General features: G+C 42.5%; 23 protein-coding genes. All 23 read right to left on the bottom strand.

Annotated elements, in window-relative coordinates; translation table 11 throughout:
* Nucleotides 1–6 precede the first annotated feature (6 nt).
* A complete protein-coding gene (locus tag MHB83_RS12710) occupies nt 7–282 on the bottom strand; it encodes a FlhB-like flagellar biosynthesis protein (RefSeq protein ID WP_003211418.1) in 276 nt (91 codons plus the stop codon).
* Complete coding sequence (locus MHB83_RS12705; RefSeq protein ID WP_253622621.1) at nt 279–2015, bottom strand: glycosyltransferase; 1737 nt, start codon at nt 2013–2015, stop codon at nt 279–281. The genes MHB83_RS12710 and MHB83_RS12705 overlap by 4 nt, the downstream gene beginning before the upstream one ends.
* A 27-nt stretch (nt 2016–2042) precedes the next feature.
* Complete coding sequence (locus MHB83_RS12700) at nt 2043–2807, bottom strand: ribonuclease HII (RefSeq protein ID WP_003210902.1); 765 nt, start codon at nt 2805–2807, stop codon at nt 2043–2045.
* 76 nt (nt 2808–2883) lie between these two features.
* Nucleotides 2884–3732 (bottom strand): ribosome biogenesis GTPase YlqF, encoded by an 849-nt coding sequence (gene ylqF, locus MHB83_RS12695; RefSeq protein WP_050945052.1) that lies wholly within the window; start codon nt 3730–3732, stop codon nt 2884–2886.
* A gap of 88 nt (nt 3733–3820) precedes the next feature.
* On the bottom strand, nt 3821–4168 hold the full coding sequence (rplS, locus tag MHB83_RS12690; RefSeq protein ID WP_003212364.1) for a 50S ribosomal protein L19: 348 nt from the start codon (nt 4166–4168) through the stop codon (nt 3821–3823).
* 137 nt (nt 4169–4305) lie between these two features.
* Nucleotides 4306–5040 carry a tRNA (guanosine(37)-N1)-methyltransferase TrmD gene (gene trmD / locus MHB83_RS12685; protein WP_003211682.1) on the bottom strand — a complete coding sequence of 245 codons (735 nt, stop codon included), beginning with the start codon at nt 5038–5040 and terminating at the stop codon, nt 4306–4308.
* Nucleotides 5037–5561 carry a ribosome maturation factor RimM gene (gene rimM / locus MHB83_RS12680; RefSeq protein ID WP_050945053.1) on the bottom strand — a complete coding sequence of 175 codons (525 nt, stop codon included), beginning with the start codon at nt 5559–5561 and terminating at the stop codon, nt 5037–5039. The genes trmD and rimM overlap by 4 nt, the downstream gene beginning before the upstream one ends.
* An 8-nt stretch (nt 5562–5569) precedes the next feature.
* A complete protein-coding gene (locus tag MHB83_RS12675) occupies nt 5570–5956 on the bottom strand; it encodes a YlqD family protein (RefSeq protein WP_050945054.1) in 387 nt (128 codons plus the stop codon).
* A gap of 103 nt (nt 5957–6059) precedes the next feature.
* Nucleotides 6060–6305, bottom strand: coding sequence for a KH domain-containing protein (locus MHB83_RS12670; RefSeq protein WP_012009937.1), 246 nt, complete (start codon nt 6303–6305; stop codon nt 6060–6062).
* On the bottom strand, nt 6305–6577 hold the full coding sequence (gene rpsP / locus MHB83_RS12665; protein ID WP_003212139.1) for a 30S ribosomal protein S16: 273 nt from the start codon (nt 6575–6577) through the stop codon (nt 6305–6307). Before rpsP ends, MHB83_RS12670 begins: the two co-directional genes overlap by 1 nt.
* Before the next feature lie 105 nt (nt 6578–6682).
* The gene (gene ffh, locus MHB83_RS12660; RefSeq protein WP_050945055.1) at nt 6683–8023 is read right to left on the bottom strand and encodes a signal recognition particle protein; all 1341 of its coding nucleotides are present in this window, start codon (nt 8021–8023) and stop codon (nt 6683–6685) included.
* Between the two features lie 13 nt (nt 8024–8036).
* Nucleotides 8037–8369: a putative DNA-binding protein gene (locus MHB83_RS12655; RefSeq protein ID WP_003210763.1), complete on the bottom strand. Its 333-nt coding sequence runs from the start codon at nt 8367–8369 to the stop codon at nt 8037–8039.
* A gap of 142 nt (nt 8370–8511) precedes the next feature.
* A complete protein-coding gene (gene ftsY, locus MHB83_RS12650) occupies nt 8512–9498 on the bottom strand; it encodes a signal recognition particle-docking protein FtsY (protein ID WP_003211188.1) in 987 nt (328 codons plus the stop codon).
* A 22-nt stretch (nt 9499–9520) separates the two neighbouring features.
* A complete protein-coding gene (gene smc, locus MHB83_RS12645; protein ID WP_106035525.1) occupies nt 9521–13081 on the bottom strand; it encodes a chromosome segregation protein SMC in 3561 nt (1186 codons plus the stop codon).
* A 105-nt stretch (nt 13082–13186) separates the two neighbouring features.
* Nucleotides 13187–13930: a ribonuclease III gene (gene rnc, locus MHB83_RS12640; protein WP_003211549.1), complete on the bottom strand. Its 744-nt coding sequence runs from the start codon at nt 13928–13930 to the stop codon at nt 13187–13189.
* A 184-nt stretch (nt 13931–14114) separates the two neighbouring features.
* Entirely contained in the window at nt 14115–14348 is a 234-nt protein-coding gene (gene acpP / locus MHB83_RS12635) for an acyl carrier protein (protein WP_003212028.1), read from the bottom strand.
* Between the two features lie 81 nt (nt 14349–14429).
* Nucleotides 14430–15173 (bottom strand): 3-oxoacyl-[acyl-carrier-protein] reductase, encoded by a 744-nt coding sequence (fabG, locus tag MHB83_RS12630; RefSeq protein WP_050945057.1) that lies wholly within the window; start codon nt 15171–15173, stop codon nt 14430–14432.
* Entirely contained in the window at nt 15173–16117 is a 945-nt protein-coding gene (gene fabD / locus MHB83_RS12625; RefSeq protein ID WP_003211326.1) for an ACP S-malonyltransferase, read from the bottom strand. Before fabD ends, fabG begins: the two co-directional genes overlap by 1 nt.
* A 15-nt stretch (nt 16118–16132) precedes the next feature.
* Nucleotides 16133–17131 (bottom strand): phosphate acyltransferase PlsX, encoded by a 999-nt coding sequence (gene plsX / locus MHB83_RS12620; protein ID WP_003211133.1) that lies wholly within the window; start codon nt 17129–17131, stop codon nt 16133–16135.
* Between the two features lie 15 nt (nt 17132–17146).
* Nucleotides 17147–17713, bottom strand: a complete 567-nt coding sequence (gene fapR / locus MHB83_RS12615; protein ID WP_003210820.1) for a transcription factor FapR — start codon at nt 17711–17713, stop codon at nt 17147–17149.
* A 112-nt stretch (nt 17714–17825) separates the two neighbouring features.
* Complete coding sequence (recG, locus tag MHB83_RS12610) at nt 17826–19874, bottom strand: ATP-dependent DNA helicase RecG (RefSeq protein WP_137054639.1); 2049 nt, start codon at nt 19872–19874, stop codon at nt 17826–17828.
* A complete protein-coding gene (sdaAA, locus tag MHB83_RS12605) occupies nt 19852–20754 on the bottom strand; it encodes an L-serine ammonia-lyase, iron-sulfur-dependent, subunit alpha (protein ID WP_034620038.1) in 903 nt (300 codons plus the stop codon). Before sdaAA ends, recG begins: the two co-directional genes overlap by 23 nt.
* A 20-nt stretch (nt 20755–20774) precedes the next feature.
* On the bottom strand, nt 20775–21437 hold the full coding sequence (sdaAB, locus tag MHB83_RS12600) for an L-serine ammonia-lyase, iron-sulfur-dependent subunit beta (RefSeq protein WP_003212160.1): 663 nt from the start codon (nt 21435–21437) through the stop codon (nt 20775–20777).
* Between the last annotated feature and the right edge of the window lie 104 nt (nt 21438–21541).

Raw genomic sequence — 21541 nt, 5'->3', positions numbered from 1 at the left:
TTTACCTTATTTTTTCATTTTTTGATCTAACCTATAGATAAATGAAAATATTTCTGCTACAGTATCGTATAACGCTTCAGGGATCTCCTCATCCAGCGTTAAGTGGCGCATGAGTTCGACTAAATTACGGTCTTCTTGGATAGGAACTCCCGACTTTTTTGCTTCTTCAATGATATGGTCTGCCACATAGCCGCTCCCTGTCGCGACGACTTTTGGCGCCTTTTGTTTTTCTTCATCATAATGTAGAGCGACCGCCCTTCTAAGCGGTTTTGAATCCTTCATACTCGTAAGTCCAGCCCTTTCTCGCTGATTTTATGAAAGTGTTCATCTAGAAAGTGAGACGGATCTACTGGCTCTTGTCTCTTCTTTGCTGTAATTCCCGTAAGGCTGTATCCTAAGGCATTTAAATTCTCCCGAACTGCTGGAATCATTGGATTAATGGCTCCTTGAAGTTCATGACCGGTTTCAACTGTAATTGACATGACCTTTTGCTGAATCGTACAGTCGATTAATGTTTCTTCGAGGTTTTCCATGTTTAAGTAAAACATAAGGCGACACTGAGAAATGTCAATAGAGCCATCTTTTTTCTTATGTCCTTTTAGAATAAAGGTTAAATCTTGAACACTATGTTTTGAAAAGAGCGGATAAGAGACCATCATTTGGCTGATGGTTTGGTTCTCCTGCTGCACAAATAACTGCCCGTTCAATCTATGAAACAATTGATCGACTTCTTTTTTTACGGGCTCTGGTAAATCAGACTGTCTCACATCATTTAAGACGAGCTTTAATTGGTGAAGCTCCTGATTTTTTACATCCTGGTTGCCTTTTTCGAGTAGTTTCAGCATACCGATTTCGTCACGTACACCTATTGCCTTTTTCATCGTCATGAGTAAATCGAGCACATCGGTTTTATTGCTTAATGCGGGTTCCGTCTGCTGCACCACCTGAGCCAATGCTTTTGCCTCTATTTTTGACAGGAATGGAAATTCTTTTTGAAGCACAGATGCTTTTGCGTCAGGCTGAGATCCAGCCTGCTGAAGCCCTTGCAGCAATGACGTGAGCTGTTTTAAGCTAGGTTCTTGCTGCCCATCTGCGCCTTGTTTTATTAAACTTGTAAGTATCCGCTCAATTTGCTGAGGCGGGATGTGCAGCTCTTTTGGACTTGTTGACTGCTGCACGTTAGATTGAAGAACTTGGGTCGTCTGACGCTCTTGAGCGATTGGAGTTTGGCTATTTTCTTTTGGTTGAGTCAGATTGGGCTGAGGCGTTACAGGTAGACTTCCTCCTTGCTTCGTCGCCCCTTCTCTCGCTGCTAGAAGGACCGATAAGAGCTTTTCTGCATGGACAGACGTCTCAGCATCTATGACTGATCGAACGGCTTGTGTAAGCGCCTGTGTGGCGTCTGAGTGCTTCGGGAGCTGTGTTAAGCGTTCTAGCAGCGCTGTCATATCCTGATGAAGAGCAGAGGATGATTTCACAGCTAAAATGGATTGAAGCACTCCTTCCTGGATCGGCAAGTCTTTCTTTAAAGCAAATAGAAGTGCCTGGAGACCTTTTTTCACATCAGCTCCTTGAAGCTGTTCGATCCACTTCACTGCCGTTTTTAACTCTGTTTCGTTGATAACCGATTTTTCTTTTAAAAAAGCTGTGGCTGTTAGAATGTTTTCAAGTCCGCTTTTCAGAGAGAGACCTTCTAATAGTTTGGCAGCGGCATCCTTTAATGTCTTAGGATCTTGATCAAATTGCTGGACTGGCCTTAGTTTATTGAGGCTGTCTCCACCCTCTTGTTCAAATTGGAACCAATAAAATGCGTCTGCTTTGAGCTGAGCCGCTAGCTGTGCTTTTATTTTTGTTGAGCCTATTTGAACAAGGGCTGTATCATCTCCAAGCATTTTCAGTACTTTACCGAGAATCAGCCGATGCACATTTTCCTTTCCTTCGGTGTTTAATGGCACAGATTCTGCCGCACTTAACCGGCTATTCAGTGCTGTATGTATGTCCTCAACTCTTGTCATCACAGGCAGCCTCCTTAGGTCAAAAATTTATGAGATAACGGATTTCACTGGTGCAAACGATAATCGATGGATTGGGGCAGCTCCATGTGTTTGAATGGCAGCCAAATGCTCTTTTGTTCCGTACCCTTTATGTTTTTCAAATTGATACTCAGGGTACTTACGCCCGTATTCTTCCATCATCTGATCTCTTGTCACCTTTGCAATACATGCACCTGCTGCGATGGATGCACTTTTTGCATCTCCTTTGATGATATTCTCCTGGTGAATAGGAAGTGGGAGCGTCATGGCATCTATGAGTAGATAATCAGGTGTATGAGTTAACTGCTCCACCGCTCTCACCATCGCCAGTCTTGATGCCTCGTAAATATTGATTTCATCAATCGTAGCCGCATCAACAATGCCGATACCGATATCAAGTGCTTCTTTTTGGATCAGGTCATAATATGCCAATCTTTTTTTCTCAGATAATTGCTTTGAGTCGTTTAAACCGAGCAGGACTGTATCTTCCTTTAATATGACAGCTGCTGCTACAACGGGGCCTGCCAGTGGTCCTCTTCCTGCTTCATCTATTCCAGCAATACATGTGTATCCCTGCGCCTTAGCATTGTTTTCAAATTGCAGCATCTCATTCCATGCTACATGAAGTTGCTGCTGCTTTTCTCTCTCTTTGTGCCACTTCTCTATCAGTTTTTGGACACTTTTTCTCTTATCATCTTTTACAAGCTCATGAATGTATGACTCGTCTTGCGAATGCTTTTCTATCAGTTCTTTTATTTGTTTCACTGTGTACATAGGCTTTTCGTCAGCCTCCTTCTTTATATCGGCAGTTTTCCGCAAAAAATAAAGACCCGCATGAGCTGCGTGTCTTTTAGCTTTCAGGCTTCTCAAAAGTGAGGGGACCAAATTTTTCTGTTCGAATATCCCGAATAATGATTTCGGTGGTTTTGTCGTAATTAATCAATCCACCGCTCATGAGACAGCCGCGCTTTGTACCTATTGCATCAAACAGCTCAGCCGTATCTTCAGGGATCTCCGTTAGGTCATAGCGTTTTTTTAATCTCTCTGGATAGTTTTCTTCTAGAAAGCGAAGTCCATATACAGCGACATCCTGTAAGTTGATGATAGAATCTTTGATCGCTCCAGTTACCGCTAGCCTAAGTCCTACTTTCTCATCTTCAAACTTCGGCCAGAGGATTCCAGGTGTATCGAGCAGTTCCAATTCTTTCCCTACCTTCACCCATTGCTGTGAGGTGGTAATACCAGGACGGTCTCCTGTTTTGGCAATGTTCTTTTTCGCTAAACGATTGATTAAGGTCGATTTCCCGACGTTGGGAATCCCGATAATCAGCGCCCGGATTGCACGTGGTTTAACACCTTTTGCTTTCATGCGGTCGAATTTTTCTTTTAAGATTTCTTTTGAAGTTGTGATGATCTGATTTAACCCTTGTCCATCGACAGAGTTAATAGCAAGTGACCGAACGCCTTGCTGCTCAAAGTGCGCCTGCCACTCCTTTGTCACACGAGGATCCGCTTTATCTGCTTTGTTTAATAGCATGATTTTGGGTTTATTCTGAAGGATTTCTTCGATCATTGGGTTTCTAGAGGACATCGGAATTCTAGCATCAGTTAATTCAAATACGATGTCGATGAGCTTTAATTTTTCTGTGACTTCACGTCTTGCTTTTGCCATATGGCCTGGAAACCATTGAATCGTCATATGTGCACCTTCTCTTCTATCGATTATCTCTATACATCGTACAAAAAAAGAGCCTGTTACAGGTAACAAGCTCTTTCCTTTGATATCATTATCGTCTGATTTCTTTGATACGAGCCGCTTTACCGCGAAGTTCACGTAGGTAGTAAAGTTTCGCACGACGTACCTTACCGTGACGTACAACTTCGATGTTAGCGATTTTTGGTGTGTGTACAGGGAATGTACGCTCAACGCCTACACCGTAAGAAATCTTACGAACTGTGAAAGTTTCGCTGATTCCACCACCACGACGCTTAATTACAACACCTTCAAAGATCTGGATACGCTCACGAGTACCCTCGACAACTTTAACGTGTACACGTAAAGTGTCACCAGGACGGAACGCAGGAAGATCAGTGCGTAATTGTTCTTTTGTGATTTCTTCAATCAAATGTTGCATCGTTTTCAACTCCTTCCAACAGATGCTCATGTCCTCTTTCTTCATTGCAGCGGAACATCGTTTTCAAACTCGAATCGGCAAGCCGTCCAAGTCACAAGTAGTATCATACCATACCTCTATGCAGTGTGCAATACAATCTAGTCATTATGAAGCTGCCAAAGCCATCTTTTTTCTTCATCTGTTAACGTTTTGCATGAATCGATCAAATCTGGCCTTCTTGTATAAGTTCGCTTCAAGGATTCTTTGCGCCGCCACTCTTCAATTTTGGCATGATTTCCAGAGAGGAGCACTTCCGGCACTTTTAGTCCTTTATAATCGGCTGGCCTTGTATAGTGAGGATGCTCTAGCAAACCTGTACTAAATGAATCTTCAATGTGAGACGCTTCTTTTCCAAGCACATGAGGCAAAAGCCTGACCACACTGTCTGCAATCATCATCGCTGGCAGCTCTCCGCCTGTGAGAACGAAATCTCCGATTGAGATTTCATCTGTGACAAGATGCTCCCTGATGCGCTCATCGTAGCCTTCATAATGGCCGCAAATGAACATAAGGTGTTCTTCTTTTGCAAGTTCCTCTGCCTTCTTTTGTGTATATCTTTCTCCTTGAGGACAGACAAGAATAATTCGGGGCTTCTTGCTTGCTTTCTTCGTTAAATCTTCTACCGCATCGAATACGGGCTGTGCTTTCAGTACCATACCAGCACCGCCGCCATATGGGTAATCATCTACTGTTTTGTGCTTATGATCTGAATACTCTCTAAAATTGACAACATTGAATGAGACAGCTTCTTTCTCCTGTGCCTTTTTTAAGATCGATGAGTGGAGCACACCTTCGAACATTTCAGGAAAAAGCGTTAAGAAGTCGATTTTCATTCGTCAATGAGTCCTTCCATCACTTCAATATGTATGGTTTTGGATGAGATATCGATCTTTTTGACGACAGATGGGATATAAGGAATCAAGGCATCTTTTTTGCCTTTTCTTCCGACCACCCAGACATCATTTGCCCCTGGTGTTAAAATCTCCTTGATTTGGCCGACAAGCTGATCCTCTTCATCGTATACTTCACAGCCAATGATTTGGTGGAAATAAAATTCTCCTTCATCTAAAGAGCCGAGATGTTCTTTTTCTACTTTTAAGATTGATTCTTTCAATAGCTCTGCTTCATTTAATGAGCTAATTTCTTCAAATGTAAGCAAATCAAACTGTTTATGCTGCCTATGTGATGCGACAGTGACTTTCAGCGGCTCCCCTTGACCTTGCTTAAAAATATAGAGGACGCTTCCTTTTTTGTAACGCTCTTCTGGGAAATCTGTCTTTGATACGACGCGTACTTCTCCGCGCACTCCGTGTGTATTGACAATCTTTCCAACATTCAACCATTCTTGTTCCATGTTCTCAATCACCCCTGACGTATTTCCACAATGGTGCCGTCTTTCACGACGATGACATTGTCTTGCATCTTGTCATCCCATTTATCACCTATTTTCACTTCAACCAGCGCATCCACTTCTGTCTCTTTCATTTCACTTCCAAGCGGCAAAATATGCAGCTGCTCTACTTGAAAGTCAATTTGCTGGATCTTTTCCTGCCGTTTATCGATGGCTTTTTGAAATTGAGGGATGGCTTCTTGCTGATGTGGTTCTTTTTCATGTTTTTTCAGTTGAAAATATAGTTGGTTGCATTCACGTTCTAGTCTTTCTTTTTTCTCCAAAAAAGTCGTTAACAGTTTGTCCTTACTGCTTTCAGTTAATACTTGCATGACGGTGACATGTTGAATGATCTGCATCTTCCTTTTTGTCCCCCTATCCGAAGGCATTTGTCCTCTACAGTATAACGAAAAATAGATTTAAACGTGTAAAAAAAGGGGAGGTCCTAAGCCCTCTCCCTTTTTAGTCAGCAATCTCAAGTTGAACTTTCTTAGAAGACTCTGCACTTGCTGCAAACATGACTGTTCGTATCGCTTTCGCTGTACGTCCCTGCTTTCCGATCACCTTTCCGGTATCTTCAGCATTGACAGACAGTGTGTAAATCACTTGCTCATCTTTTTCTAATGAAGATACGTGAATATCTTCAGGGAAATCAACAAGTGGCTCGACGATGGACACAATCAATTCTTCCAAGGACAGCTCATTCATTATTTGCTGTTTTTCGCATTATGAAATTTTTCAAGAATTCCTTGGCTTGAGAAAAGGTTGCGAACTGTATCAGATGGTTTCGCACCATTTTGAAGCCATTTAAGAGCTAATTCTTCGTTGATTTTCACCTCAGCTGGTGATAACACTGGATTGTATGTTCCAACTGTTTCGATGAAACGACCATCACGTGGTGAACGAGAATCTGCTACTACAATACGATAGAAAGGAGATCTTTTTGATCCCATACGTTTTAAACGAATTTTTACTGCCATTTTACTAGCACCTCCGAAAATATTTCAACAAGATAGTATATTAACAATGATAAAAGGGTTTGTAAAGTGTTTTTTCTTAACAACGGTTTTATCATGTATAACCAATTACATAAATGGTAATTTAAAGCCTTTTTTCTTTCCTTTGGACATGTTGGTCATTTGCTTCATCATCTTTTTCATTTCGTCAAATTGCTTTAAAAGGCGATTGACTTCCTGTACAGATGTTCCGCTCCCTTTTGCAATCCGTTTTCTTCGGCTTGCATTGATGACCTCTGGCTGTTCTTTTTCCTCGGTCGTCATTGATTTAATGATCGCTTCGATGTGATTGAGCTGCTTTTCGTCTACTTGGACGTTTTTGAGCCCTTTCATTTTACCGGCTCCCGGCATCATTTGGATCAATTCATCAAGTGGACCCATGTTACGAACTTGGCCAAGCTGCTCGAGGAAATCATCGAGTGTAAAGCTCATGGTCCGCATTTTTTGTTCAAGCTCTTTCGCTTTATCTTGGTCCACGTTTGCCTGTGCTTTTTCAATCAGTGTAAGCACATCTCCCATGCCAAGAATTCTTGATGCCATCCGTTCTGGGTGGAATGGTTCAATCGCGTCAAGCTTTTCACCTAGCGCGGCGAATTTAATCGGCGTATTGGTGACAGCTCGAATGGAAAGTGCTGCACCGCCTCGTGTATCCCCGTCTAGTTTCGTTAAAACGACACCTGTTAAACCTAGCTGTTCATTAAAGCTTTTCGCTACATTGACAGCATCTTGACCTGTCATAGAGTCAACAACAAGGAAAATTTCTTCTGGACTCGCTACTTCTTTTACTTTCTGAAGTTCATCCATCAATTCTTCATCAATATGAAGACGTCCTGCTGTATCTAAAATGACATAATCATGGTGTTCTTCTTTCGCTTTTTCGATTGCCTGTTTGGCAATCTCGACAGGACTGACTTGATCACCTAATGAAAACACAGGCATATCAAGCTGTTTCCCTAGCGTTTCAAGCTGCTGGATCGCTGCTGGTCTGTAAATATCTGCAGCCACCATCATCGGCTTGCGATTATGTTTTTTGCGAAGTAAATTGGCAAGCTTCCCAGTTGTGGTGGTTTTACCTGCCCCTTGAAGACCAACCATCATAATGACCGTCGGAGATTTTTTCGCTACAGCGATTTTACTCTCTTCTCCGCCCATTAATTCAGTGAGTTCTTCTTTTACAACTTTAATGACCTGTTGCCCAGGGGTAAGGCTTTTCATGACCTCTTGTCCAACTGCCCGCTCACTTACTTTTTTCACAAAGTCTTTGACTACTTTAAAATTGACGTCAGCTTCAAGAAGGGCAAGGCGTACCTCGCGCATCATTTCTTTTACATCTTGTTCTGACACTTTTCCTTTGCCGCGGATTTTTGAAATCGTCTGCTGCAGTCGGTCGGCTAATCCTTCAAATGCCATACTGTGCCGCCTCCTAATCTAATTTCTCAAGCGATTCAATTAAAGCTTCTGCTTCTTCCATCTGAGCGGAATCTGCTACGAGCTCACTCATTTTTTTGAGAAGTTCTTTACGCTCTTTAAATTTCTTAAACAAGAGCAGCTTTTCTTCATATTGTTCAAGCATCGCTTCAGTCCGTTTAATATTATCATAAACAGCCTGTCTTGATACTTCATATTCATCCGCAATTTCACCGAGGGAAAAATCGTCTAGGTAGTAAAGCGACATGTAGCTCTTTTGCTTTGCGGTTAACAACGATTGATAGAAGTCAAACAAGTAGTTCATTCTCGTTGTTTTTTCAAGCGTCATGGGCTCTCTCCCCTTTGTTAAGTTCATTCCCTTTACATCAACTAAGTTTACACGGTTCTCTACTGTGTGTCAAGTTTTTATCTTGTCACTGCATGAAGCGGCGTATAAATAAAAATGCCAGCAATCTTTGCCGGCATTTTTGTTAGTCCTCTTGATCAATCACGTCTGAGAATAATCCATACACATACGATTCTGCATCGAATTCTTGCAGATCGTCTACCTTCTCACCTAAACCGACGAGCTTCACGGGGATGTTTAACTCATTTCGAATTGCAAGGACAATCCCGCCTTTTGCAGTGCCGTCAAGCTTTGTTAAAGCAATTCCTGTCACATTCGTCGCTTTAGAAAATTCCTTCGCTTGTGCCATCGCATTTTGACCCGTTGTTGCATCAAGAGCGAGCAGCACTTCATGCGGTGCATCTGGAACCTCGCGTTCAATGACTCTCTTGACCTTCTCCAGTTCTTTCATCAAGTTGACTTTGTTTTGTAGTCTTCCTGCTGTATCACAGATAAGGACATCCGCATTTTTCGCTTTTGCTGATTGAACGGCATCATAGATCACCGCTGCTGGGTCAGAGCCAGCCGTCTGTTTGACAACAGGGACACCTGAACGCTCTCCCCATACTTCAAGCTGCTCTATCGCACCGGCACGGAATGTATCACCTGCTGCCAAAATGACGGATTTCCCATCATTTTTCAGCTTATTTGCAAGTTTGCCGATCGTCGTTGTTTTCCCAACGCCATTGACACCGACAAATAAAATGATATTTAATCGCCCGTCTTCAATATTCAGCGCAGAGATTTGTTCCTCTCCGCTATTGTAGATTTCAACCAGTTTTTCAGAGATGACCGATTGTACTTCACTTGGGTCTTGAATGTTTCTTAGTTTCACTTCTTTTTTCAGCTCATCAATCAGTTCCATCACCGTTGTGAAACCGACATCCGCGCCGATCAGAACTTCTTCTAATTCTTCAAAAAAGTCTTCATCAACTTTACGGTAGCGTGAAATGAGTTCATTTACTCTTCCTTGAAAGGAGTTTCTCGTTTTTTCAAGTCCATCCTTAAACTTTTCTGATACTGAATCGGTTTGCTGCGTAAATTTTTCTTTTAATTTCTTAAAAAAGCTCATTTGGTTCAAAAACCTCCTTTAATTACTGGACAAGCTCTTTCGTTTCTTCTAGTTTGACAGATACAAGCTTAGAAACACCTGACTCCTGCATCGTAACACCGTAGAGCACATCTGCTTCTTCCATTGTTCCTTTGCGGTGCGTAATGACTATGAATTGTGTTTCTTCGCTGTATTTTTTTAAATATTGTGCAAAGCGGAAAACATTGGCTTCATCAAGCGCCGCTTCTACCTCATCTAACACGCAGAATGGAACAGGTCTGACTTTTAAAATAGAGAATAGTAAAGCGATCGCTGTCAATGCTCTCTCACCGCCTGAAAGAAGGCTTAAGTTTTGCAGCTTTTTCCCTGGCGGCTGCGCGACAATATCAACGCCAGAGTTTAGTAAATCGTTTGGATCTGTCAGCTTAAGATCTGCTTTCCCGCCGCCAAATAATGCTTGGAAAACTGATTCAAAATGCCCGCGAATTTGCGAGAATGTTTCAGAGAAGCGCTTTGTCATCTCTTGATCCATTTCTTCGATCACTTGGAATAATGTATTTTTCGCTTCTGTCAGATCATTTCGCTGTTCTGTTAAGAAAAGGTAGCGTTCATTTACTCGTTCATACTCATCAATGCTGCCTAAGTTCACTGTTCCTAGCTCTTCAATGGCTAATTTGATCAGTTTCACTCGTTTTCTTGCTTCATCTGGCGATAACGTCAGATGATACATCTCTTTTGCCCCTTCAAACGAGAGAGCATACTCTTCGTTCAAATAAGCGATGAGGTTGTCGAGCTCAACTTCCATACGGCCAAGCTTAATTTCTTCATCTTTTAAGCTTGTGGTGAGCTGCTTGTAAAGGCGTTTTTGTTCTTTCAGTTCACGTTCAGCAAATTCTAACGTTTCAGAAAGAGCAAGACGCTGTTTACGCCGCTCTGAAATGAGTGCGGTTGTTTTGTTTTTATTTTCAAGCTTCTCTTTCGCCGCTTCTTCCAGCTGTTCTGCTCCGCTTGAGCTAGATGTCATTTCACTTGTTAAGAGTGACAGATCTTCTTTTGTTTCCGTCAGCGTTTGTTCAGCCTCTTCTAATTCGGCCATTAAGCTCGAAAGCTTTTCTTGTTCATTCGCTAAGGACTGCTCTTTTTTGGCAAGCGAGATTTTCAGCTCTGTTAATTCGGCAGAAATGGTTTCTTTCGTTGAGCTTTGGGTCTGTTTACGCTTTGTTAATGTATTGATCTCTTGATCAAGGGTGGTCAATTTCTCCCCTATAGAAACTTCAAGAGCTGCCTGCTTTTTGTCCTTATCTGTAAGTTCAGTAGAACGCAGCTGCAATTCTTCTTTTTCTTGGTCATAGAGTTCAAGGTGAGCATTAATATTTTTTTCTGCTACTTGCAGTTCGTATAGCTTCCCTTTGAGCTCTTGCTGCTGTTCTCGAAGCGTTTCTCCCCGCTGACGCAGTTCGTTTAATTGACTTTCGTTTGCTGCAATCAATTGCTTCGTTTCTTTTGTTTCCTTTTCAAGGATCGTCGTTTTTTCTTCCATTTCAACAAGCTGCTTTGTTAATGTTTCGATCTCTCGGTTTCTTGAAAGAAGGGAGTTGTTCTTTTTCTTAACACCGCCACCAGTCATTGAACCGCCGGGGTTCACAACATCTCCATCAAGGGTCACGATGCGATAACGATGACCAAGCATTTTTGCCAGTTCATTGGCGCCTTTTAAGTCTCTAACGATCAGAACCGTTCCAAGCAAGTTCTGTATGACCTTTTGATACTTTTCTTCAAAGGAAACAAGGTGACTTGCTACACCGATAAATGCAGCGTGCTGCTCGGCTGTTTGGACGTCTCTATGCTGAATGGTTCGTTCTTTGATCACATTCATTGGCAGGAAGGTTGCTCGTCCAAAGGAGTGCTGCTTTAAGTATGCAATTGCTTGTCGCGCTGCGGCTTCGTTTTCTGTGACGACGTGCTGCGTTGCTGCGCCTAGCGCGATTTCAATCGCTGTCTCATGCTGCTGATCTGTTTGAATCAGCTCTGCAATGGCACCGTGAATACCGCCTAACCGTTCTTTTGCCTTTAAGACCTCTTTTACTCCTTGGAAAAAGCCTGAGAAGTCTTCCTGCATGGATTCTAGCATCTCTTTTTTTGACTTTGCCTGCTGCACATATTGATAGGCTTGGTAAAGAGCCGTTTCTTTTTTCTCGTATTGACGTTTCATTTGCTCAAGCTTTTGTTCCGCTTCTCTAAAACGCTTGACCTGAGCCAGAATGTCTTCTTCTAGGGCTGAAAGCTGCTGCTCAGCCTCTGTTTTCTTCTCTTTGACAGACACACGTTCTTCAATGTGTTTTTGGTTGTTTTGCGTGAGCCGATCTAGCTGCATGGCCGCTTGGCGCTGCTGTTCTTCTAATAATTTGCGTTCATTGCGGATGGTAGCCTGTTCATTGAGCAGATCAAAATAATCGCTTTTCAGCTGTTCAATTTGACCTTCCACATCTTCACTATGAAGCGACAGTTGATGCTGCTTTGTTTTCACTTCATCTTTTAGCTGCTGCACTTCTTTTTGAAGGCTGTCCCGCGCGATTTTCTGCTGCTGAATCTTTTCGGTTAGCTGCGCCTGCTTTTCAGTTAAACGAATGAGCGTTTCTTCTAGCTGTCCCTGATTTGCGGCTGCATTTTTCTTCCGTTCTTTTAGTACTTCTTTTTTACCTTCAAGCTTTTCTAATTCCTCACTTGTGAAAAGAAGAACTTCTTGCAGGTCATTAATTGATTCGTCAAGTGCTTGAATGCGGTCTCTTGACTCTTCAATTTTAGCTTCTTTTGCTTGAATATCTGTGGATTGCTTCATTTCATCTTGTTTGAAGCGCTCGACAGCTTCACCAAGTGTTGTCCATTTTTCATGAAGTGCTTCGATGTCATGGACAGTTAAGGCGATTTCGACATTTTCAAGCTCTTCTTTTTTTTGCAAATAGTCCTTTGCAATAGATGCCTGCATTCTTAATGGTTCTACTTGATCTTCTAGTTCATGCAGAATATCTTCTACTCGGTTTAAGTTGTCCTGCGTTTCAAACAGTTTATTCTCGGCTTTTTTCTTTCTTGTTTTATATTTCAAAACACCAGCCGCTTCTTCAAAGATGCTTCTTCTCTCTTCTGCCTTACTAGATAGAATTTCCTCTACCTTCCCTTGGCTGATGATCGAAAAAGCTTCCTTTCCAAGACCTGAATCCATGAAAAGATCAATAATATCCTTTAAGCGGACAGATTGATTGTTTATGAGAAATTCACTTTCTCCTGAACGATAGACTCTTCTTGTCACACTGACTTCGTGAAAATCGATCGGTAAAAAGTGATCTTCGTTATCTAATGTTAAAGTCACTTCTGCTAGATTGACTCTTTTTCTTGAGTCGCTTCCTGCAAAAATGATGTCTTCCATTTTTCCTCCGCGGAGGCTTTTCGCTGATTGTTCTCCAAGTACCCAGCGGATGGCATCGGTAATATTACTTTTGCCGCTTCCGTTTGGTCCAACAACAGCGGTGACCCCTTTGACAAAGTCCACGGTCACTCGCTGTGCAAAAGATTTGAATCCTATCACGTCTAAACGTTTGAGGAACATGAGAGTGATCCTCCTTATGTATTTAAAGTACTATTATCTTACCATATGAAGTGAAAAAAGATGATGGAAAACAGAGTGAAATCCCCCTGAATGACGAGGGGGATTTTATTGGTTCATATGATGTTTCTGCAATTTAGCAAGTGCTTCCTGTGCAGCATGCTGTTCTGCTTCTTTTTTACTGCGGCCATTACCAATTCCAAGCACTTCTCCGCGAAGGGAGACATTTGCTTCAAATTCCCGGTTGTGTGCTGGTCCTTTTTCATGCAGGATGTGGTATTCAAGTACACCTTTTCCATCGCGCTGAACGAATTCTTGCAGCTGGCTTTTAAAGTCCATGACATGCGAGAACGCTCCATCATTAATTTTCGGATAAACATAGGCTTCTAGGAATCGCTCCACTGGCTCAAGCCCTTGATCTAAATAAAGTGCCCCGATAAACGCCTCGAATACGTCCGCTAAAAGTGCTGGGCGTTTTCTCCCGCCTGTCATTTCTTCGCCTTTTCCTAAAAGAACAAGGTCTCCGAAGGACAGCTCATGTGCCAGAGACACAAGTGACGGTTCACATACGATAGCTGCTCTTAGTTTTGTTAAATCTCCCTCGCTCATCGCAGGATATTTCGCAAATAAGAATTGAGAGATGGTCAATTCTAAAACAGCATCTCCTAGAAATTCAAGTCTTTCATTATCCTCGTATGGCTTTTTCCGGTGTTCATTCACATAAGAGGAATGCGTAAAGGCTTGATATAGAAGTTTTTCATTTTGAAAGTGTACAGAAATACGCTGCTGGAATTCTCTAAATTGCTCTAGTTTTTTGCTCTGTTTCTGTTTGTCTTTATATTGTTTTGGCATAGCAACCTCCAGGTAGGCTTAATCGCCTTTAAGGATACTGATTATATGGAGTCTCTCTTTCTACATGCAAGGAAACATTGCTCCTTAGCATCTGAAAAAGGCTGACAATTGATCAGCTGAATATGTTGAAACTAACATAAATTTTGAAAGTCCCGTCATGAAAACAGACGGGACTTTGTTACGCTTATTGCTGGCTATTTATGTAGTTCACAGCGTCACCGACTGTTGCAATTTTTTCAGCATCTTCGTCAGAAATTTCCATATCGAACTCATCTTCAAGTTCCATAACTAGCTCAACTACATCAAGGGAATCAGCGCCTAAATCTTCTTTAAATGAAGCTTCCATTTTCACGTCAGCCTCATCAACGCCAAGGCGGTCTACAATAATTTTTGATACACGCTCTAATACGTCTGCCATTGCCTTTCACCTCCCCTCAAAGTATTATAGTTGATTCGTTTTTAAAAAACTAGAGAAAACCTAATGAAATTTTGATATTTCTTAGGACATGACCATTCCGCCATCTACTTGGATGGTTTGGCCTGTAATATAACCTGCTCCTTCTGAAGCTAAAAAGACAACAACGTTGCTAATATCTTCAGGTGCACCAAAGCGTGCAAGCGGGATCTGCTTAAGCATTTCAGTTTGTACATTCTCATCAAGCTTGTCTGTCATATCTGTAGAAATAAAGCCTGGTGCTACTGCATTGACTGTAATATGACGAGTTGCCAGCTCTTTTGCTGTTGTTTTCGTTAATCCGATGACACCAGCTTTTGCTGCAACATAGTTTGCTTGTCCAGGATTTCCACATACGCCAACCACTGAAGCCAAGTTGATGATTCTTCCGCTGCGCTGTTTCATCATTTGACGTGTCACGGCTTTTGTACAGTTAAAGACACCTTTTAAGTTTATGTTAATGACGTCATCCCATTCATTTTCTTTCATTCTCATGAGCAGATTATCCTTTGTGATCCCTGCATTATTGACAAGAATGTCAATTGAACCAAATGTGTCAATCGCTTGTTTCATGAGCGATTGTACTTCTTCAGCATTTGAAACATCAGCTTTAACGGCAAATGCCTGCTGGCCAAGTGCTTTGATTTCGTCTACGACTTCATTTGCTTTTGCTTCGTTTCCAGAATAGTTGACGACAACATTTGCACCATTCTTTGCTAAATCGATCGCAATAGAACGGCCAATCCCGCGTGATGCACCTGTTACAACGGCTGTTTTATTTGTAAGCATCAAGAATCCTCCTTCAATGTTTCAATGGCTGCTTCAATTGTTTCCTGATCTGAAACTGAAATAGTTGTCAGGCGGCGATTGACCTTTTTCACAAGACCTGAAAGCACTTTGCCTGGGCCAATTTCAATAAACGTTGTCACGCCTAAATCAATCAGACGTTCTACACTTTCTTCAAATCGAACAGGAGAATACAATTGTTCAATGAGCTTTGTTTCAATAGCATCACGAGATGTAACGATGTCTGCTGTGACATTTGAGATCACTGGTGTTTTGGCATCTGTAATGTTTAGCTTTGACAGAACATCTGTGAATTTTTCAGCGGCTGGTTTCATTAAGGCAGAATGGAAAGGTCCACTCACTTCAAGGGCAATCGCACGTTTTGCGCCTTTTTCTTTCGCTTTCTCTGAAGCGAGTTCGACCCCTTTTGCTGTACCAGAGATCACGATTTGACCAGGACAGTTTAAGTTAGCGAGTTCTACAAGATGACCACTCTCTGTCACTTCTTTTGTCACTTCTAAAAGCGCAGCTTGATCTAAGCCAAGGATCGCTGCCATAGCGCCTTCTCCTGCCGGAACAGCTTCGTTCATTAATTCGCCGCGCTTTCTCACTGCATAGACAGCATCTTGAAACGAAAGTGCGCCTGCCGCAACGAGGGCAGTATATTCACCAAGGCTATGTCCTGCTGCGTAATCTGCTTTGATTCCGCTCTCTTCAAATTTCTTTAAGATGGCGATACTTGTCGTTAAAAGAGCTGGCTGCGCGTTATAAGTGAGCGTCAGCTCTTCTGCATCTCCTTCAAAAATCATTGAAGATAAGTCAAAACCGAGGGTCTTGTCTGCTTCTTCAAATACAGCTTTAGATACTTCTTCTTGGTCAAATAAATCTTTTCCCATGCCAATTTTTTGAGAGCCTTGGCCAGGGAATAAAAATGCAATTTTAGTCATGCTGCTATACCTCCATTAAGACTCGTTCGTGGTTTCTTTTTGGACTTCTTGATGAATGATGGCTGAAACGTCTTTTTCTACGATATCACGTGCCTGACGAATGGCATGAAAAATGGCGTTTTCATCAGAGGAACCGTGCGCTTTAATGACAGGTGCCTTTAAACCAAATAAAGCGGCACCGCCATATTCGGAGTAATCCATTTTAGACTTCATCTGCATCAATTTCGGCTTCATCATGCCAGCCGCTATTTTTGCTGTGAAGCTGGATGTTAATGTTTCTTTCAGCATTTTAAAGACAGAAAGAGCTGTGCCTTCAATCGTTTTCAGGGCGATATTTCCTGTGAAACCATCTGTGACAACGACATCAGCTACACCTTCTAGTAAATCACGAGACTCCACATTTCCTACGAAATTCAAATTTGATGCTTTCAATAATTCAAAGGTTTTTTTTGTGAGATCGTTGCCTTTTTTATCTTCTGTTCCTACATTTAACAATCCTACACGCGGATTGCTCTTTGGAAAAACACGCTCTGCGTAGATTGAACCCATCATCGCATATTGCACAAGGTGTTCTGGTTTGGCATCAACGTTTGCGCCGACATCTAGTAATAAAAACCCACTGCCATCAAGTGTTGGCAGTGTTGGAGCAAGTGCCGGTCTATCGATGCCATCAATTCTTCCTACGATAAACAGTCCTGCTGTCATGAGTGCGCCAGTGTTTCCTGCTGAAATACAAGCATCTGCTCGTCCTTCGGATACTTCTTGCGCCATTTTCACCATAGATGAATCCTTTTTACGTCTAACTGCACGCACTGGTTCATCTGTCGGTTCAATGACTTCTTTTGCATCTAAAATCGTGATGCGCTCGTTATTTGTTATGTATGGTTTGATTTTATTTTCATCGCCGACAAGTGTAATCTCGATATCTGAAAATGCCGTTAAGCTTTTTTGCACACCGTCAATAATGGCTTTAGGGGCATGGTCTCCCCCCATTGCATCGACTGCAATTCTCATATTACGTGCCACCTTTTACTTTTGTTTTGAGCGATACATGACGAAGTCACCTGAGAAGACAACTTCCTCACCGACATAGCTGTTTACTTCAACTACAGTTCTGCCTTTTTCTTTATCATGCGAGGCTACTTTGGCTTTTGAGACAACTCGTTCGCCTTGTTTAACCTGCCTTGTAAATTTAATATTCGCTTTTGCTGTTAAAGCCAGTTCATCGTCAATGACCGCTACTGCAAGCGAATTTGCCTGGGCGAAGAGATGATGTCCCCTGGCAATTTGGTTTCGGCTAAATACATGCTCTTTTCTCACTTCTAAAATGGAAATGGCTTGGTCATCAAGCTCTACATCAATCATTTCTCCAATCACTTCATCCAGCGGAAGTGACTTCACTTCATCCTCTAATGTCTTTTCGGCCACATGCTTAATTCTTTCGCGTAATTCAGGAATTGACAGTTCCAAACGATCAAGACGAACCGTTTGAATGCTTACACCGAATTTACTTGCCAATTCTTCATCAGTAATGAACGGAGTCGAGCTGATCGTTTGCTGGAGAAGCTTTTGACGTTCTTTTTTATTTAGTTTCATATGCAGACACCATCCGTACATTTATGACTAGGTACTAATAGTAGTATATAATCTCATAGATGATAAATCAATCCTTGTTTCAAAAAGACAAGAAAATTCCTCCAGCGCTTGATCAGCTTAATTTATCTCCGCCCAGCACCCCGCTGTCTACAAGTGTTTGCCGAAGTTCTTTGTATTCGGGATCTGTCCAAAATGCATCTGATTGCACAAGTTCTGCCGCATCTTTTCTAGCGGTTTCCAGTGCTCTGTAGTCATGAACCATATCTGCTACTTTAAATTCAGGCATTCCGCTTTGTTTTTTACCGAAGAAATCGCCAGGTCCTCTTAGCTCTAAGTCCTTTTCAGACAGCTCAAAGCCGTCGGTTGTTTCGGACATAATCCTCATCCGCTCTTTCCCGGTTTCCGATTTTGGATCCGCCATTAAAACACAAAATGATTGATGCTCTCCGCGTCCAACCCGGCCTCTGAGCTGATGAAGCTGAGACAGTCCGAAGCGGTCTGCATCGTAAATGACCATGATGGTCGCATTCGGCACGTTGACACCCACTTCAACGACTGTCGTTGAAACGAGAATTTGTACTTCATTTGCTGTAAAGTCTCTCATCACCTGATCTTTTTCATCACTCGCCAGTTTCCCGTGCATTAAGCCGATCGACCACTTACCGCGGTATGCCTCTGTCAGCATGCTGTGGACATCAATCGCATTTTGGACATCCAGCTTGTCCGATTCTTCTATGAGTGGACAAATAATATATGCCTGTCTTCCTTTTTTTAGCTCTTTATCTACAAATGCAAGAATCCTCTCAAGCATGTCATGCTTGACCCAATACGTTTCGATCTGTTTTCTGCCGGCTGGTAATTCATCAATGACGGAAACGTCCATTTCTCCAAAAACAGTGATCGCAAGTGTGCGCGGAATAGGTGTGGCAGTCATGAATAAGACATCTGGGTCCTGCCCTTTACTTCTTAGTTTTTTCCTTTGCTCGACGCCAAACCGGTGCTGCTCATCTGTGATCACAAGACCGAGCTGCTGAAATTCGACTTCGTCTTGGATGAGCGCATGCGTTCCGACTAATATATCAATCTCGCCCTCTTTTAGACGTTCTAGCAATTCTCTGCGGCGCTTTCCTTTCACAGAGCTTGTTAGTAGAGCGATATTTAGTCCCCATTTTTCAAACAGCTGATAAAGGGAATCTGCATGCTGCTCTGCCAAAATCTCTGTTGGAACCATTAATGCACCTTGATAGCCGGATAAATGAGCGGCATATAGTGCAATAGCTGCAACAGCAGTTTTCCCTGAACCTACATCCCCTTGCAGCAGACGGTTCATCCGGTACGGGGACGCCATATCAGTCATAATTTCATCAAGCACTCTTGATTGTGCCTTTGTCAGCGGAAATGGCAGACTGTGAACAAACTCAAAAACAGCGTCTTTAGAAAACGGATGCTGGATGCCCGATGTTTTTTCTCGTTCTTTCTTTCTGATGGCCTGCATCTTCAGCTGGAAAATAAGAAATTCTTCGTACACAAAGCGGCGTCTTGCTTGCTTGAGCGAGTCTCTTGTTTCTGGCAGGTGAATGGTTTTTAATGCTTCCTGATAGGACATGAGTTTATAGGTAGAGACAAGCTGCTTTGGCAGTGGATCTTCAGCTTTATCTACATAAAGTGACAAGGCTTGTTTGACAAAACGCCTCATCATTTTCACGGTTACATTTTCTTTTACTGAATAAACAGGCTCTATACTGCCATCTTGCTCGTGCGTCCCTTTTTTAAATTCCTGCACCATGATCGATTGACGGTTTTTATCCCATTTGCCAGTGACGGATACCGTATCACCTAACACAAGGCTTCGTTTTAAATAAGGACGATTGAAGCAAATTGCTGTGATGAGAAAACGCCCGACAAGCAGCCTGAATGTCAGCCTGCTTCGTTTTTTTCCATAATAGGTGAGGACGGGCTCACTGTGCACTTTTCCTTCAACTGTGACACGTTCGTCATGCTTTACTTCTTCTAAGTTACGAAGCTCATAGTCGTCATATCGATAAGGAAAGTAGCCAAGTAAATCGGCTACTGTGTGAATTCCAAGTTCATTGAGTGTTTTTTCGGTTTCTTCTCCAATCCCCTTAAGGACTGAGACATTATCTTGCAGTTTCTGTATCACGAGATGGGGTCACACCTCCGAAAATCTTCTTTTCAAGCTCTCTTGCTGTCGGTGTCGCAGCAAGTCCGCCTTGTGCTGTTTCGCGAAGTGCCGTTGGCATGGTTTGACCGATTTTATACATCGCATCAATGACTTCATCACATGGGATACGGCTTGTGATGCCGGCAAGTGCCATATCTGCTGCAATCATCGCATTTGATGCACCCATGGCGTTTCGTTTTACGCACGGTACCTCAACAAGTCCAGCTACTGGGTCACAAACAAGTCCAAGCATATTTTTCAGTGTAATCGCCATTGCTTCAGCAGATTGCTGAGGTGTACCGCCTGCCATTTCGACAATGGCTGCTGCCGCCATCCCTGATGCTGAGCCTACCTCAGCCTGACAGCCGCCTGCTGCACCAGAGATGCTCGCATTATTGGCCACAACAAAACCAAATGCGCCAGAAGTGAATAGGAATCTGACCATTTGTTCCTTTGTTGGCTTTAATGTTTGTTTTACTGCAAATAACGTACCTGGCACAACACCTGCTGAGCCTGCTGTAGGCGTTGCACAGATCGTCCCCATTGCGGCATTGACTTCATTTGTTGCCACTGCCTTACTAACAGCATCTAATATCGTATGACCAGACAATGTTTTGCCTGATGCGATATACGCTTGAAGTTTGACCGCATCTCCGCCTGTTAAACCGGATAATGATTTCACACCTTTTAGCCCGTTTTCTACGGCTTGTTCCATCACTTCTAAGTTGCGGTACATCTGGGAGAAAATATCTTCACGCGATTTCCCTGTTACTTCCATTTCTTGCGTAATCATGATTTCTGAAATGGAGGTATTCCGTTCTTCTGTTAGCTGCACGAGTTCTTTGACGTTTTTAAACATCATTCATAACCTCCTTGTTGTTACTCTGCAATTTGTGTGACTTGAATAATGTTTGGCAGTGTTTCAAGCTCTGATAAGGCAGCTGGGTCAATATTTTGATCCACTTCGATGGTCATCAGAGCCTCTTGCCCGACATCTTTACGCGCCACTTCCATATGACCGATGTTGATGGCGAATTTCGCTAACACGTTGGCGACTGCCGCAATCGTGCCGTAGCGATCGTTATGAACCACAAGAATGGCAGGATGATTTCCTGAAAGTCTGAGCTCAAAGCCATTCAGTTCAGTAATTTCGATTTTACCACCGCCGATGGAAATCCCGATTAATTCAAGGCTTCCGTTCGCATCTGATATCTCTACTTTTGCTGTATTCGGATGCGCTGGTACCGCATCTTCTTCTTTAAATTCAATGTCGATCCCTTTGCTTTTTGCAATATCGATCGCTGTTTTGATGCGTTCATCAAATGTATCAAAGTCAAGAACGCCGCCGATCATGGCGACATCTGTACCATGTCCTTTATACGTATCTTTAAAAGAGCCATAAAATGAAACGACAATTCGCTTCGGTTCTCTTCCAAATAAGCTGCGAGCCACTCTTCCTATTCGAGCCGCACCCGCTGTGTGCGAACTTGATGGACCAATCATGACGGGTCCAATAATATCAAACACACTTCTAAATTTCATAGGTCTTCCCCTCTCATAACCACTCACATATTGGTTTGGTTCTTTCTTTAGACTAATGGATTCAATCGTTTCCCGCAACTCATTTCACCGTTGAATCGTTAGTA

This window comes from Bacillus sp. FSL K6-3149, assembly GCF_038630515.1.
GTDB classification, from domain to species: Bacteria; Bacillota; Bacilli; order Bacillales; family Bacillaceae; genus Bacillus; species Bacillus pumilus.
Note: the sequence above shows the minus strand (reverse complement) of the source record. Positions and strands in the feature narration are given on the sequence as shown.

Bases quoted from the DNA above. Each gene is read 5' to 3' on its own strand.
- MHB83_RS12710 (WP_003211418.1), bottom strand. From the start codon at position 282: ATGAAGGATTCAAAACCGCTTAGAAGGGCGGTCGCTCTACATTATGAT.
- MHB83_RS12705 (WP_253622621.1), bottom strand. From the start codon at position 2,015: ATGACAAGAGTTGAGGACATACATACAGCACTGAATAGCCGGTTAAGT.
- MHB83_RS12700 (WP_003210902.1), bottom strand. From the start codon at position 2,807: ATGTACACAGTGAAACAAATAAAAGAACTGATAGAAAAGCATTCGCAA.
- ylqF (WP_050945052.1), bottom strand. From the start codon at position 3,732: ATGACGATTCAATGGTTTCCAGGCCATATGGCAAAAGCAAGACGTGAA.
- rplS (WP_003212364.1), bottom strand. From the start codon at position 4,168: ATGCAACATTTGATTGAAGAAATCACAAAAGAACAATTACGCACTGAT.
- trmD (WP_003211682.1), bottom strand. From the start codon at position 5,040: ATGAAAATCGACTTCTTAACGCTTTTTCCTGAAATGTTCGAAGGTGTG.
- rimM (WP_050945053.1), bottom strand. From the start codon at position 5,561: ATGGAACAAGAATGGTTGAATGTTGGAAAGATTGTCAATACACACGGA.
- MHB83_RS12675 (WP_050945054.1), bottom strand. From the start codon at position 5,956: ATGCAGATCATTCAACATGTCACCGTCATGCAAGTATTAACTGAAAGC.
- MHB83_RS12670 (WP_012009937.1), bottom strand. From the start codon at position 6,305: ATGAATGAGCTGTCCTTGGAAGAATTGATTGTGTCCATCGTCGAGCCA.
- rpsP (WP_003212139.1), bottom strand. From the start codon at position 6,577: ATGGCAGTAAAAATTCGTTTAAAACGTATGGGATCAAAAAGATCTCCT.
- ffh (WP_050945055.1), bottom strand. From the start codon at position 8,023: ATGGCATTTGAAGGATTAGCCGACCGACTGCAGCAGACGATTTCAAAA.
- MHB83_RS12655 (WP_003210763.1), bottom strand. From the start codon at position 8,369: ATGACGCTTGAAAAAACAACGAGAATGAACTACTTGTTTGACTTCTAT.
- ftsY (WP_003211188.1), bottom strand. From the start codon at position 9,498: ATGAGCTTTTTTAAGAAATTAAAAGAAAAATTTACGCAGCAAACCGAT.
- smc (WP_106035525.1), bottom strand. From the start codon at position 13,081: ATGTTCCTCAAACGTTTAGACGTGATAGGATTCAAATCTTTTGCACAG.
- rnc (WP_003211549.1), bottom strand. From the start codon at position 13,930: ATGCCAAAACAATATAAAGACAAACAGAAACAGAGCAAAAAACTAGAG.
- acpP (WP_003212028.1), bottom strand. From the start codon at position 14,348: ATGGCAGACGTATTAGAGCGTGTATCAAAAATTATTGTAGACCGCCTT.
- fabG (WP_050945057.1), bottom strand. From the start codon at position 15,173: ATGCTTACAAATAAAACAGCCGTTGTAACAGGTGCATCACGCGGGATT.
- fabD (WP_003211326.1), bottom strand. From the start codon at position 16,117: ATGACTAAAATTGCATTTTTATTCCCTGGCCAAGGCTCTCAAAAAATT.
- plsX (WP_003211133.1), bottom strand. From the start codon at position 17,131: ATGAGAATTGCAGTCGATGCAATGGGGGGAGACCATGCCCCTAAAGCC.
- fapR (WP_003210820.1), bottom strand. From the start codon at position 17,713: ATGAAACTAAATAAAAAAGAACGTCAAAAGCTTCTCCAGCAAACGATC.
- sdaAA (WP_034620038.1), bottom strand. From the start codon at position 20,754: ATGTTTAAAAACGTCAAAGAACTCGTGCAGCTAACAGAAGAACGGAAT.
- sdaAB (WP_003212160.1), bottom strand. From the start codon at position 21,437: ATGAAATTTAGAAGTGTGTTTGATATTATTGGACCCGTCATGATTGGT.